Consider the following 14,475-nt stretch of genomic DNA (forward strand, 5'->3'; position numbering starts at 1 on the left):
TCTCATGCCGGGTTCAACCAGCTGTCCTGGCTAATATAGAGTAAAGAGCCGTAGTTCAGGTTAAGCGGGCTTGAACAGGGTTACATAAGCGTTCCGGCGGCCATCAATCGGCAACCGGCAGCGGATAAATACAGGATGGTCTTCTTCGCAGATAAGCACAGTCAGCGCCCGTCCGGGCGCTGACTGTGCGGTGGCATGGTGTTTATCACTACCTGACCACGGGGCGCCTTAAGTCAGAGAGTTTGTTGAGTTTATCCTTGAGTATCCCGCAGAATTCCTCAGACGGGGTTTCGCTAAAAAAGTGATCGCCCCTGACCTGCATCAACTCAAAAGAGCGATCGGTCAGTGTTTGCCAGTGGTACATCATTTCCTCAGAAACCAGACTGTCCTGTTCACCATGGAATGCGAGAACAGGGCAATTCAGGCGCGGCGTGTTTGCAAAGCGCCACTCGCGACAAAGTTTGAAGTCGGCTTGCAGGACAGGTAGAAATAGTGACGCCAGTTCAGGGTGACGCAGTGTTCTCATGCACGCCGGATTAAAGTCTCTGATCCGCGCCAGCGCTGTACGCATATCGACACCATCGAGGTCAGGAAGAAGAAAGCGGTGTTCGGGAGAAGCCGTAGAACAAAGGACTAAACACTCGGGCAGCAGATTAACGTTCAGCCGCAAAAGTTTTTGCGTCAGATGGCAGGCAATCCAGCCTCCCATACTGGTTCCCACAAAGGCAAAGCGCATACCCCGAAAAAGGGTCAGCTCCCTTGCCATGATATTGACCAAAGAGTCCATATCATTCAGCGACGGCGTTTTTATATAGTTACCACGTCCAGGCAGGTGCACGGGATGTATCGCTATGTCGTGACCCAGCAGTTGACGCCAGCGCAGGTAAAAATGTGAATTTCCCCCCGCATAGGGAAAACAGATCAGATTGTACTTGTCTGGTGAAGGTTGAGTGGTGAGCAGCATTTTTGGCATCTTCCGTAACAAACCAGTTTATCGATTAAAACCAGACTAAGGGTTTCATTAATTGACCAAAGGCTGCGCAGCTGGCGGCGTTTTGGACGGAGCAAGCTGGTGAAAACGTTGCAGGTCAAAGCGGAAAGCCAGCGGTTGTTTTAGCTTTTTGTTGAGTCCGCTGGGGGGGATATCTAATATTACCTGTTGCTCAATAAGCCGCATGACGTCGTTGCGCGAAAGCAATAACTTACGCGAGAGTATGTGGATCAGCCGTACAGGAATGGCAAATTCAAATAATATTTGAATTTGCACAACGGCTGTAGAGTCCAGTTCACAAGGATCCGCGCCTTCAATAATAAATTCCGGGGTGGGGCCAGTCTTGGCGCTGTTTTTCTTTAAAACGGAGTAATCATATGAATAGCGCCTGACTTGCTCGATATTATTCTGTAAGAAATATTCAAGTACTTCGGGGGGGAGTTTCGTATTGCTGATGCGTGTATATATGTCTATATTCCATGTGTAGTCACATTTCTCACATTTGTAGATATTCCATACGTCCAGCGTTTTTTTCTGTGCATTAACGCGGAAACAACCAGAAGGATAGAAAAGCTTTTTTATTTCGCAAGCAGGGCAGCGCTTTGTTATTGACTGGTAGCCAAGCGGTTTCACCAGCCAAATTAAGTTTTCATTTTTCATCATGTCATCCTTGATAAATACCGCCCGGGCTATCGCGATGCGAGAGGACGGTAAATCATTCAACCCGATTCAGAGATCGTGAATATCTTGTAAAAGGCGTTATGAGAAATAGCAGGGAACTATATTACGCCTTCAACCATATTTTTTATTTCCTGCCGTACATGTTCGAAAATCAATTTGCCTGTAAGCGCACTCGATCCAGAGGTTTTTGATAATACACCACGGGTAGAGGCCTGAGCTGTGATCGGTAATTGATATACCCCACAACGCGGCGGATGTTCATGATCCGGGCGTTCGCAAGAGACCAGTTCGGGTTTGAGATACATCATTAAACTGGTTTCGGTCATGCCGGCGTGCTCAGCGTGCCAGCCGGGAAAACCGGGTAAGTTTTCGACAACCCAGCTGCTGCTGACCATGCTCCACCAGCTGAATGCCAGGGCGGAGCGTTCGGCGAAGGCCCCCGTGCTGCGTACCCTGTCCAGTGCCTCGAAAATGAACCCCTCATTTTCATAATGACCGTTGATGATCACTATTTGACGAAAGGGTAATGAACACAGACTTTTCAGCGTATCAGCCAGATAGTCGATAAAGGTGCTGCCATCAACGAACAGCGTACCGGGAAACTGAAGCCCGCCGCCGCTTTGTGGTAAAAAGCGAACGGATAAGGGTTGTACCGGCAGCATAATGCCCTGGCAGTCAAGGGCTAAAGCCTTAGCGAAGGCTTCGGGAATTAGGGTGTCCACATTCAATGGCAGGTGAGGCCCATGTTGTTCTATGCCGCCAATGGCCCAGATCAAAGTCCGACCTTCTACGTTTGAACAAATTGATTCACTTGAAAATTCGGCGAAGTATTCCAGGCTATCAGATCTCATTGCGATACCTCCGTCAGCTGCGCGCGAGCGCAGAAGGACTGATATTGTTCTAAAATACGCTCAAGCGTGGTGAACATGCCCTGATGCAGCGCGGAATACACCTGAACCGTTTCGGCACCTGCCAACATGTATTCATGTACATCCTGGCCACTTTGTACTCCTCCGCTGCCCATAATCGGAACGCTTACCCCCCGCTGGCGAAGCTCACAGATAGCGGCCAGAACAAGGGGCTTGATGCCAGGGCCGGAATATCCGCACACGCCGCCAAGCACTGCTTTTCCTTCAACCAGATCGAAGGCTATGCCGGGAATGGTATCACTGAGCGTAATCGCGCTCGCGCCCCCCTCACAGGCAGCTTGCACTCGCTCGTGAAGGTACTGGCCTAACGATAGCTTGACTGAAAATTTTGCGTCAGTCTGCTGACGAACTGCATTGGCATAGGCATAGACTCGCTCAGGGTTGTCCTCAGTAAAATCATCTGCATGCAGGCAAGATATCCCCAGCTCCAAAGGGCAGTCGCTGATATGACGAATGGCCGCCACAAGCAATCCTGTCTCACCGGGGGAGGGCGCATGTACGGAAGCAATGATCGGAAGTTGTTGCTGATGAAACTGGCCCAACAGATCCAGCCAATTATCGACTGTCCTCTTCGAATAATGCGTATTGTTTAACAGTCCAGTTCCGATGGGATAAACACGCTCGGTGTGAGTTTTCACAGATAGCGGATAGATGGTTTTCGTCACCACCGCTCCCGCACCGCACATTAACAGCTGCCGGATGTTTTTCGCCTGATCTGATATTAATCCCGAACCCACAATGACAGGAGACTTCAACTTCAGGCCGAGCATGTTATAACCCGCTGCTTCATATTCACTTTTCATCACCCGCTCCATGTATTGATGACATCAATTATCCTGTTTGATACCCCGCACCGGGCGATCAGGTAATCAGTAAATCTTCAATTATTTCAGATATTTGTGAGGGTTTTCTGCGAAATTCATGCAGGTCGAGCTTGGATAATTTACAAACATGCTCCATGCCTTTAAGCAAATGACTGCCACCCTCGACGATCGGCAGTGGTGTCACCAGTAACACCGGTCGCTTTAGCGCACACGCCCAACCCAGCTCAATATGGGTGCCATCCGTACGCAATAACTCCTTGTCCCCCAGCGTGGGTAATATCGGCATAAATACATCACACTCCTGCATCCAGGCAAAATCACGTCTGGACACCATTTCCGGCGTGAACACCGGCGTATCTATACCGAATCGCTCAGTTTTATGGGCTGAAAGCACTTGCCCATTAAGTTGAATAACCGCCTGAATGGCGAGTTCTAACGTCTGTTTAAGTTCCTGATTAAAAACTTCATGTTCAATGGCAAACTGAATAGGGCCACCAATAAATATCTTTCGATTACGCAACGCCATGTGAAACTCCTGAGATATTGATTAAATTGCATTAACTGGCCTGATTATTTGCGTATCGCTGTCAGGGCTTGCGCTTGCAATTCGTCCATGCTGTGGACGAATGCCTCGAAAACGGCATCCAGGTGAGAGTTTTCATGCGCTGCGGACAGGAACCAGCAACGCCACTCCCAGATATACACACCGCGGATAAGCAAGTTGTAATAAAGTAAGTCCATGTTTTCTTTGTGAATAAGACGAAAGAATGAGCTGAACACTCGCGCTTCAATATCGATACCCCGCGACTGAAACAGATCGTTCAGGCGTGAGGTAAACGCCGCTGTTTTTTGACTCAGGGCCTGTGTAAATGCCACGCCGCCCCGCTTTATTTCCAGCAAGGTAGCCCGGGCGGTTTTCATCGCCAGCGGGTGCTGGAAAAATGTGCCGCCGAAGAATGTCGGCTCAACGCCCGGAAAGCTGTTATCGCCGTAATTCCAGTTGCCGCCATCGATGGCATCAAGCGTATGCCCACGGCCTGCTATCAGCCCCATCGGCATGCCTCCCCCGATGGTTTTGCCATAGGTAACGATGTCAGCCTCGATCCCGTACAGGCCCTGTATCCCCGCGGGGTGTACACGAAAACCAGTTACAATTTCGTCAAAGATCAGCAGGGTGCCAACCAGGGAGGTCGCCTCACGCAGCTGCTGCAGGTAGACAGGATCGGCCAGCCCCGGATCGCGGGTTGGCACCGGCTCAATCAAAACGGCGGCAATTTTGCTGCCATGGCTGGCAATGAATTTCAGTGCTTCCGACGAACCAAACTCGAACACCGAGACATCTGCCACCATATTTACCGGGATACCCACCGAAACAGGCCTGGTTTTCGCCCCAGCGTCAAAGCGGTCGGCGGTTGCCAAAACCGCATCCCAGTGGCCGTGGTAACTGCTGGAAAACAGAACAATATGGTTGCGTCCTGTCGCCGCTCTTGCCGCGCGAACGGCATTCATGATCGCTTCCGTACCACTATTAACAAATGCGACCCGGTGCATGCCGGTTATTTCACAGACCAGCCTGGCGACCTCCAGAGCCAGTTCGTGGCGGGTACCCAGCCCAAACCCCTCTTCAACCTGCTCCTTAAGAGCGCTACTCACGAATGCGGGCAGGTGACCAAAAAGATGGGAACCAAACCCCATCGTCATATCGATGTAATCGTTGCCGTCCAGGTCGCGTAGCGTCGCGCCGTTGAATTCGCGACAGACCAGCGGATAGAGCAGCTCCTTGATTGATGGTTTAAAGCCAATACCCGAACGACTGTCCGCAATCAGATTGCGCACCTCCACGGCATGTGCCTTGGACTTTTTTGTTCTGGCGTTGTAACGGGGAATGAACTCGTCCAGATATTGCTGGCGCGCAGCCGACTCGACAGGCGCGTTACTGCGGTTCATCCACTGAAACGGCCGGCCTTGCGCGGGCCTGGCGTCAGCAGGTCCCTCACTTATCTGGCTGTGGGCATGTATATAGGCCGCCAGTTTGGCGACCGTCTGTAACTCCGAAAAGAATTGTCTTACTGATAGCTTCACGCCAAAAGCTTTCTGAATCGGCGTAAGCACTTCAAACAGGAGCAATGAATCCGCTCCCAGTTCCGCCAGCTGGGTATCTCGTCCTAACGCCTCGGGTGGCAGTTCGAATACCTTGCTGAACAAGTCCGTCAGAACTTGCTCTGTGTCGTGTAAATTGCTTTTATCCATCTCTCGCTCCATGAATGATTAGATGACCTGTTCAAATCAGTGTTGCTGCCAGGGGGTAAGACGGCAGTGCCAGCCGGCGGCGCTGCTCTTGCGGGTAAAACCTCGTCCAGTCCAGTGTGTCACCCTGCTGCCAGGACGTAGCCAGCGCGGTGACTACCGCCGCACTGCTGCTGCCGGGTACAACACCTTGCGGTTGGCGTAAGCCGGATATCAAGTCGGCCAGAGACCCGGCGACGATAGCCTTACGCACCGGCCAGTGTTGCCGACCGCGCTGCAAGGTGTAGGCAACGTCGGCCAGTTCGATGTCAGGATGCTGATGCAGGTGGTTGAGCAAATCCGTCACAACGCGCTGCAAAGTGATGGCGTTGGTTGCGCTAAGCGGGATCAGATGCAGCGGCTCGCGTGTCGGAATATGACTGATGGGAGGGGGCTGGACCACGATCATATGCACGTTGGTGCCACCTATGCCGAAAGAGCTGACGCCGGCTGCTCTGATCTCATGGCTTTCGCACCAGCGACGCGCTTGACTGGCGACCATAAAAGGGGACCGCACATCACTCAGTGCCTGGCATGGTTGGTCGCAGTGGGTCGCAGGAGGGATAATCCCCAGACGCACGGCATAGATGGTCTTGATCAGGCCGCTGATGCCGGAGGCACAATCGGCATGGCCTAAGGTAGACTTTACCGAACCGATGCCACAGGTGCGCGCAGCCACATTGTCAAATACCCGCGACAGCGCCCGCAGTTCAACCGCGTCACCGACGGGCGTACCGGTGCCATGTGCTTCAATCATTCCTATTTGCTGCGCCTGCATGCCGGCACTGGATAATGCACTGCGGATGGCCGCCTCCTGGCCTGATACGCCCGGAGCGCTGTAGCCAGCCTTATCGACACCATCGTTGTTGATCGCTGAACCCCTGATGACCGCCAGAATGGTATTGCCGTCACGTTCGGCATCCCGCAGACGACGCAGCGCGACAAAACCCACCGCATCTGCAAACAATGTCCCGTCGGCCGCTGCGTCAAAGGCGCGCACCTGTCCCTGACGCGACATAATGCCGCCTTCGTAGTGCCAGTAACCACAGTGCGCTGGATAGCGCACGCAGACTCCACCCGCCAGCGCCATGTCACATTCATCCGCCATCAGGCTTCTGCAGGCCAGATGAACGGCTACCAAAGAGCCTGAGCAGAAGTTTGCAACGTTTAAAGCCGGCCCGGTACAGTCCAGTTTGTAAGCCACACGCGTGGCCAAAGCATCACTGGACCCACCTGCCAGCGTCAGCAACGCATCGGCGCTGCTTTCGTCAGGGCGTCTGACGTGCTGCTGGTGCCAGGTATCGGGTCGGGTTCCGACGAATACGCCGCAACGCCCCGCATCACTGCCCCGACCGTAGCCTGCCTGCTGCAGGGCGTGATGGCAGATTTCAAGGCATTGGCGCTGTTGAGGATCCATGCGCGAAGCCTCGCGCGGCGTGTAACGAAAGTAGCCATAATCAAAGGTTTCAGGCAGTTCGAGAAATGCACCGCGCGGCACATAAACGGCACCCTGCATCCGGTTGGGGGGGACGTCGTCGTAGCTCGATACTAATTCACGTCCCTCAACAATGGCTTGCCATAGTTCATCGCAAGATGCCGCCCGGGGAAACCGTCCTGCAACACTGATTATCGCTATATTCATCGGTGAAGACGAAGTTGATCTGTCCATGCGCTGACTCCCTTTAACTCTGATGGGCTTTCTGCCATTGTTCGACTTGACGCGACAAGGCGGCAACGTTCGCCGACTCGAAAAGATCCACCATGGATAGCTTTACCCCAAAGCGGGCATTGATAATCCGAATCAAACCAGCCCCCACTAATGAGTCTCCTCCGAGATCAAAAAAGTTGTCCTGGCTGCCGACAGCACGGTGTAACACCTCTTTCCACAGAGACTTCATTTGAACTTCAACGGGTTGTCGGGAGATGCAGTGCGCATCAGGCGCAATAGCCCTGGACTCATCGCTGCTCCAAGCCAAACGTTTATCCAGCAGCACCGTTGATACCGCAAAACGGGTGTGATCCAGGTATGCCGCGAAGATCCCATCCAGTGCCTTGTCCACGTCCTCCAGGGTCAGAGGAGGAGCTCTGTGTTTACCGTATTTAAAACTTTGCGCATGATCCCATCCTTCCCATCCGTCCCAATCGATTGAAAAATAAGGGTATTCTTCGCTGGCAAGAGAGCGCCAGGTGGCACTGGCTTCATTTGCTGCCGCATAGGGAGCAAGACCCAGCCCCCCGGCGAGGACGGCAAGGGATGAGACAAAACATCCGAACAGCAAGGGACGCGTTGCGAACCATTGATGCAAATGTCGCGCACCGTCCCATTTTGCTGCCATCAGCACCTGCCACTGCGCACGCGTGGTTTTATGCAACCATTGCACAGTGCTGTCACCGGAAGGCCCGGCAGCATGGACGAAGCAGTTGGGCACCAGCCCTTGCTCGTCCAGTAAAGCCAGCTGAAGGTATAAAGAGTCGCGATCTCCGACGTCGGCCATGATGACTTCAACCCGAACGCCTGACTCACGCAAGGTCGCTAACCGCTGCTGGTAACGTTCTTCAGTGCTGGCGGCAACCTCGCGCGGCCGCCGAACCAGAATTAAATCTGCATGGGATCGGCGCGCCAGATAGTGAGCGGTGGCAAAGCCCACCGCACCAAGACCTCCGGTAATCAGGCACACGCGATGGCAGGTGTCTGCGCTGCGGGGAGACGGGGGCAAAGGACGATGCTTAAGGTTCCAGCTGATGCCATGACGCAAGGCAAGCACTGCCGGAGGTGCGTTCAGGATCAGCGCTCTTGCAATATCGCCGATCCCGGAGGCAGTGCGAAAGGCTCCCCGGCGGGTATCCAGTACGTTGACCAGCATCCCCGGAAGCTCCTGATTGATCGCGGCGATACACGCCAGTGCCGCTGCCCGGCCGGGTCTGATGGTTTCGCCTCCGAACGGGTCAACAAAACCATTGCCGACCAGCGTGAGGCCAAGCGGAGAAGGGTGGCGAGACGACCACTGTTTGACTCGTTCGCACAACTGCCAGGCAAACGCCGGGCTATCGTCATCACCACCGCCATCGTCCAGGCACCACACGAGATGCTCCGGCGTTCCTGTGCCACTCTCTTCTTCGGACACAGTGCTATGGCCGCAGGCAACGAGTGCATCCGCCAGCGCCAGCAGATCCTGTTGCTGGCTGCCCAGCAGACAAAAGAGGCGCCTGCCGGGTTGCAATACGCTGCTCAGGCGCTGACCACGTTCCCATTGCTCCACATACACCAGCCCGTGGGGGGATCCTCTGCTGAAGCGACCGGCGTTGCCGGAGGCTGATACCAGCAACGTCGGTAACGCATTGGCGCAATTGGCAGCTGTCGATGCGGCACTGACTGACCCGCCCGCACAGCCGACCAGTCAATTGGCACGCCTGTCCGCCATAGTTCAGCCAGCACAGCACGCAATCCCTGATGCGCAGCCAGCTGTAAGGTTTGCGAACAGATCGCTGCGAACGCGCCCTGCATGTCTGGCTCGATACTGACTACCTGTTCTCCAGGCAGCCGCTGAACTTCATCACGTAAGCAGTACCTGTCCCCCCATGCATCGGGTGCAGATAAAGCGTTGTCGTTTATCGCTATCAGCAGCTGGGCTACATTCAGACGCCCCTCCTGACAGTCGATGGCACCACGAACCTGTGGCGTGACCAGAAAGGTCAGGGGAGTGAGTATCCAGCGCCGCAGACAGCGAAACGCGATAAGCGTTGCCAGGTTTAGCGTCGCCGCAGCGGTGGGCGTTTGTATCAACGCCTTGCGTATTTGCCCTTTACAGGGGGCATCGTCTGCGCCTGGCAGCTGTGCGATCAGTGACTCCATCTCCTGGCGGTAAGCCGCGTCATGCACTATGGCTTGCAACAGATGGGAGCCAACATCCACCAGCAGCCGGTTTGCTTCACCGGCGGCTTTCACGATCTCATAGCGGCGAGACTGGATGGTGGCAACCAGGTCGGCGCTGTTGCGGGCTTGCACCGCCAGCCGCCAGGGATATTCTGCCCGGCCTTCGGCAAAACCACGGGCGACTTCGTCAAGCGGTGTGTCGGGCGCAGCATGCAACTGGGCGGACAAATCATGCGCCATTTGCTCCACCCCCTGAGCATCGCGGGCGCTAAGCAGTATGGTATGCCAGCCACTCACTGCCACGCGCGGTGGGCGCTCCGGCGCTTGCTGCAGGACCATGTGGACGTTGCTGCCACCGGCACCCAAAGAGCTTAACCCGGCTCGTCTGACGCCGGTGACAGGCCATTCCATTGACTGAGTGTTGATAATAAACGGGCTGTTATCCAGGCGCATGGCAGGATTGATTTGGCTGAAACCCGGATGAGGTGCGATGCGGCCGCTTTGCAGCGCCGCAATGGTCTTGGCCAACCCCGCGAACCCCGCAGCGGCGGCAAGGTGACCCAGATTGGCTTTGACGGACCCCAGCGCACAAAACGCACGACGATGGGTATGCAATGCAAAGGCCTGGCAAAGCGCATTGAATTCAACGGGATCTCCCAGACGCGTCCCCGTACCGTGAGCCTCTATCATGCCTATCGATTCCGCATGCACACCGGCAACAGATAAGGCGTCCAGAATCAGCTGTCGCTGCCCTTCTACACCGGGGGCGGTGAACCCTGCCCGACCTGCACCATCGTTACTGACGGCCGAGCCAAGAATGATGGCCTGAATACTGTCGCCATGACGTAATGCGTCGTCGAGTGGACGCATTGCCACCAGACCCGCACCGTCGCCAAAGAACGTTCCCGAAGCGTCCTTGTCGAAGGGGCGACATGCGCCATCGCGCGAGAACATCAAGTCCGGGTGATAGCTGTAGCCAGGGCGCGGACAGGCATGTACTGAGACGCCGCCCGCGAAAGCAATCTCACACTCCCCCAGCAGAAGGCTTTGCATAGCCGTATGCACCGCCGTCAGGGATGTCGAACAGCCTGTCTGCACGGTCACGCTGGGTCCGGTAAAGCCGAGTTTGTAAGAAATACGCGCACACAGATAGTCTTTGTCGTTGGTCAGCATCAGTTCGGTGCCATGAGGAGAAACCAGATCGCATTCTCCGCCAATCACGTTCATCAAATAGCTGTTCATCGAGCTACCGGCAAATACTCCGATGCGTGGGCGATGCAACGGGTTTCCCAGCCCTGTTTGCTGCGCCAGTTCCCAGGCGCACTCAAGAAGTAACCGGTGCTGGGGATCCAGCCGCTCAGCTTCGCGCTGACTGATAGCAAACAGATCGGGATCGAACTGGTCGGCATAATCCAGACAAGAGTCGACCGGTACATAGTTCGGTGAGTTTAACAGCGCCTCACTTACCCCCAACTCCCTGAGGCGTTCGGTGGCGTAGCGCGTGGAGCATACTCGCCCGGAAAGCAGATTTTGCCAAAGCGTCGGCAAATCCCGCGCCTGGGGCAAACGGCAGCTGACGCCGACGATTGCTATCGCCTGATCACTCATCCTGGCCTCCCTGGCTGCCGCTGGCGTCCGGCTTGCGGCGTCTCTGGTTAAGTGTGTGCCGTCGCCGGTTGTCACAGTATGATACCGATCCTTCAAGTGGACTGACGGTATCTCCCTGCAAAAAGGCGCCGAGGGCGCGAATGGTAGGGAAGCGAAACAGATCTGACGCCAGTAACTGTCGCCCCTCAGGCCACTGCTGAAGCCGGGCGTGTATCTGCATCAACGCGACAGAAGTGCCGCCTATCTCAAAGAACGCATCGTCCGGGCAAATGTCGTTTTTGCCCAGCACATCGCGCCATATCGATGCCAGGCGTACGCGCCAGCAATCGCCGCGGCCGGGAGTGACAGTCCTGGGGGGGACATCAGCGCTGGTAGGTTGAGCGACTGCCCATTGTCGCCTGACTGCCTCTCTGTCCAGCTTTCCATGGCGATTGACCGGGATCGCTGGCGTCGATACGAAGCGAGTGGGGTGCATATAAGAAGGGAGCCACTTGCGCAGATGCTCACGCAGGTTCAGCTCGGTAGGCTGGGCGCCATTTTCAACAGGTTTTGTCACCGCCGCCAGCCGTTCAAGACCCGCAACCGTCTCAAGAAAAACCGCTGCCTGCCGCACCTGAGCATGGGTTTCCAGACAGCGCTCGATCTCACCCAGCTCAACACGATGACCATGCACTTTAACCTGGTCGTCCAGACGCCCACAGAAATGCACACGCTCGCCGTCCCAATAGCCTGAATCTCCGCTGCGGTACGCATGCTTGCCGGGCATATAAGGATCGTCGATGAAACGCTCTGCGGTCAGGGCTTTCAGGCCAACATAACCGCGCGACACGCCCGATCCCCCAACGATAATCTCCCCATGTTGCCCGGGGGCGCACGCCTGCTGCTGCTGCATGATATACAAGGTTGCGCAGTCCAGCGGCCGGCCCAGGGGGACAACGGCATAGCGCACCAGCTCCTCAGTGACCTTTTCAATGCTGGCAAATACCGTGGTTTCAGCAGGCCCGTAGAAACTCCACAGATCCCAGCGTTCGCTCAGATAGCATCTTGCTGTTTCACCCGGCAGCGCTTCACCGCAGATACACCAGTGCTGCAGGGATGCCAGAGAGGGCCTTCGTGCGAACTCAGTCAGCATGTTTTTTAAGCCGGATGGCGTCTGAGTGACCACATTGACCCCAGCGCTATCCAGTAACGACAGCAGTCGATCCGGCTGATTACGGATGTGAGAGGGAACAACCAGCAGGGTTCCGCCCGAGCATAGCGCGCCCCATATCTCCCAGACTGACAGGTCAAAGCTGGCGGCTGATGTCCAGCTCCAGACAAGCGCGTTCTGCAAATCCAGTGCCCGGAACGCGGCTTCCAGCAGAGCCACGATACTATGGTGTTCCACGTCGATCCCCTTGGGCGTGCCGGTAGATCCGGAGGTGAACACGCTGTAAGCCAGGCCACTGACGGTGCTGAAGTCGAATAACGCGGGGATCGCATCATCGCTATCCTCGCTGCCTGTGTGCACATCCAAAGTCGCCACGGGCCATGCCTTTTGCCGCAAAGTTTGCGCATCGCCGATGACCGTAGTGATCTGCGACTGTTCAATAATGCCATGCAGCCGTTCGTTGGGCAGAGCCGGATCGAGCGGGACGTAGCCCGCGCCCGTGCGCAGAATTGCCAGCATCGCCACCACAGCATCAATACCGGGAGGCAGGCTGATGCCGATGCGCTGCCCATGCTGATGCGAAGCCTGTGTCAGGCGCCTGGCCAGTCGCAAACTGCGTCGTTGCAACAACTGGTAACTGAGCGTTTGGCCCTGTTCGCGCAGCGCTATCCGGTCAGGGTGGATCTGCACCAGGCGGTCAATCCATTCAACCAGTGAGACAGCCCCGGTTGCACCACGCGGACAGGCATTGAGAGGCCCGGGGATCACATTAAAATCGACCTGAGGGGGCTGCGTGAGCGCACCTGATTCAAGGCCAGGTGATGTCAGTAAGCGATCGATCAGTTGCGTGAAGTGTTGAGTAAATGTCGCGATCCCTGCCAGAGAAAAGTGCCGTGGGTCAGCCTTAATCACACAACGAAGATCTTCTCCGGCATCAACAAACTCCAGAGCGATATCCACCTGACCTTCCTGTTGATGAAGCGGGTAGTGAGATAACGCCAGGCCTGCCCAGCAGATCTTCACGGTTGGGGGCGCCATCATCAGATCGATCCAGCGTGACTTTCCTGTCTTGCCCAACATATTGACCGTGGTTTGAAACAAGGGATTGCGCTCAGGTATCCGTGCAACCTGCAAGGCATCCAGCGCCTGACTCAAACGGAACCGACGATGATCCAGCGCAGAGAAAAAATCCGAGCGCGCTTGTCGAACCAGCTGGTTGAACGAAGCGCCGGTGTTCAGGCGCACAGGCAGCACGGTGAACAGGCTGCCGATGGTGTTCCGGAACTGGCTCTCGCGCATCGAGGTTGGCACACCCACCACCACATCATGATGGTCGCTGGCGCGGGCGACAGCCACAGCCCAGGCTGACAGCATAACGGAGAAGACAGAAACGCCGCTGGCAAGCGCGAAATCGCTGATAGCACGGCAGCGGGATGAACCAATCGAGAAAAAGTGGCTGGAAACGCTATTATCTCCGTGGCGCCAGCGAGGGTCCCAGTTTAATGCCGAGGGAGGATGCCGGAGATATTCCAGCCAGTAGGCGTCAGTCTGGCCAGCGGACGGTTCAAGAAGAGATGACTGCTCAAGCGCAACATACGCGCTGAAGGGTTGGGTTGGCGAGAACCAGCACTGAAGATCGCTGTCGATCTCATCCAGATACAGGCACTCCAGCTGGTCGAGAATAATGCCAAGGCAGGTAAAGTCAGCAATAATATGGTGGGCGCAAATCACCAGAACCCACTCGTTGGCAGCGCACTCAAAAAGAGCGAATCGCAGGCAGCAGTCGCTGGACAGATCGAACGGCCGGTAATGCCACTCCTGGATCTGGCGCGCCAGATATTGCTCATCCCAGCCATGCGCATCAAAGTGCATTAAGGCTGGGGTCAGCAGCGGGTTAAATACCACCTCAGGTATCCCGCCAACCCCGGGAAAGGTATTGCGTAACACAGGGGCATGGACGACAAGGCGACGCATCGCCAGCTGGAAAGCCTCCACATTCAACTCACCCAGGATCCGCATGGCCAAACCGATGTTATAGCGCACATCCCGCGGTGAACTGTGCGCCAGGAACCAAAGTGCAAGTTGCTGATCGGTTAACCTTTCTCTTTTTAAACTCTCGATATCCATAAAAA

Annotated in this window: 10 protein-coding genes; all 10 read right to left on the minus strand. The window is 55.6% G+C overall.

The window, feature by feature from the left end; translation table 11 throughout:
- Positions 1 to 208: 208 nt before the first annotated feature.
- Entirely contained in the window at positions 209 to 964 is a 756-nt protein-coding gene (locus JGC47_RS02365; RefSeq protein ID WP_024015149.1) for a thioesterase II family protein, read from the minus strand.
- A 57-nt stretch (positions 965 to 1,021) separates the two neighbouring features.
- A complete protein-coding gene (locus JGC47_RS02370) occupies positions 1,022 to 1,654 on the minus strand; it encodes a DUF1062 domain-containing protein (RefSeq protein ID WP_004155237.1) in 633 nt (210 codons plus the stop codon).
- A 116-nt stretch (positions 1,655 to 1,770) separates the two neighbouring features.
- The gene (locus JGC47_RS02375; protein WP_004155238.1) at positions 1,771 to 2,523 is read right to left on the minus strand and encodes a creatininase family protein; all 753 of its coding nucleotides are present in this window, start codon (positions 2,521 to 2,523) and stop codon (positions 1,771 to 1,773) included.
- Positions 2,520 to 3,404, minus strand: a complete 885-nt coding sequence (locus JGC47_RS02380; protein ID WP_004155239.1) for a beta/alpha barrel domain-containing protein — start codon at positions 3,402 to 3,404, stop codon at positions 2,520 to 2,522. Before JGC47_RS02380 ends, JGC47_RS02375 begins: the two co-directional genes overlap by 4 nt.
- 58 nt (positions 3,405 to 3,462) lie before the next feature.
- Complete coding sequence (locus JGC47_RS02385; RefSeq protein WP_004155241.1) at positions 3,463 to 3,951, minus strand: nucleoside 2-deoxyribosyltransferase; 489 nt, start codon at positions 3,949 to 3,951, stop codon at positions 3,463 to 3,465.
- Between the two features lie 44 nt (positions 3,952 to 3,995).
- A complete protein-coding gene (locus JGC47_RS02390) occupies positions 3,996 to 5,675 on the minus strand; it encodes an aminotransferase class III-fold pyridoxal phosphate-dependent enzyme (RefSeq protein ID WP_004155242.1) in 1,680 nt (559 codons plus the stop codon).
- 31 nt (positions 5,676 to 5,706) lie between these two features.
- Positions 5,707 to 7,380: a beta-ketoacyl synthase N-terminal-like domain-containing protein gene (locus JGC47_RS02395; protein ID WP_004155243.1), complete on the minus strand. Its 1,674-nt coding sequence runs from the start codon at positions 7,378 to 7,380 to the stop codon at positions 5,707 to 5,709.
- A gap of 13 nt (positions 7,381 to 7,393) precedes the next feature.
- Entirely contained in the window at positions 7,394 to 8,971 is a 1,578-nt protein-coding gene (locus tag JGC47_RS17470; protein WP_241097889.1) for a beta-ketoacyl reductase, read from the minus strand.
- Positions 8,941 to 11,193 (minus strand): polyketide synthase, encoded by a 2,253-nt coding sequence (locus JGC47_RS17475; RefSeq protein WP_241097890.1) that lies wholly within the window; start codon positions 11,191 to 11,193, stop codon positions 8,941 to 8,943. The genes JGC47_RS17470 and JGC47_RS17475 overlap by 31 nt, the downstream gene beginning before the upstream one ends.
- The gene (locus tag JGC47_RS02405; RefSeq protein ID WP_004155245.1) at positions 11,186 to 14,470 is read right to left on the minus strand and encodes a non-ribosomal peptide synthetase; all 3,285 of its coding nucleotides are present in this window, start codon (positions 14,468 to 14,470) and stop codon (positions 11,186 to 11,188) included. The genes JGC47_RS17475 and JGC47_RS02405 overlap by 8 nt, the downstream gene beginning before the upstream one ends.
- Positions 14,471 to 14,475 lie beyond the last annotated feature (5 nt).

Source organism: Erwinia amylovora (genome assembly GCF_017161565.1).
Classification (GTDB): Bacteria; Pseudomonadota; Gammaproteobacteria; order Enterobacterales; family Enterobacteriaceae; genus Erwinia; species Erwinia amylovora.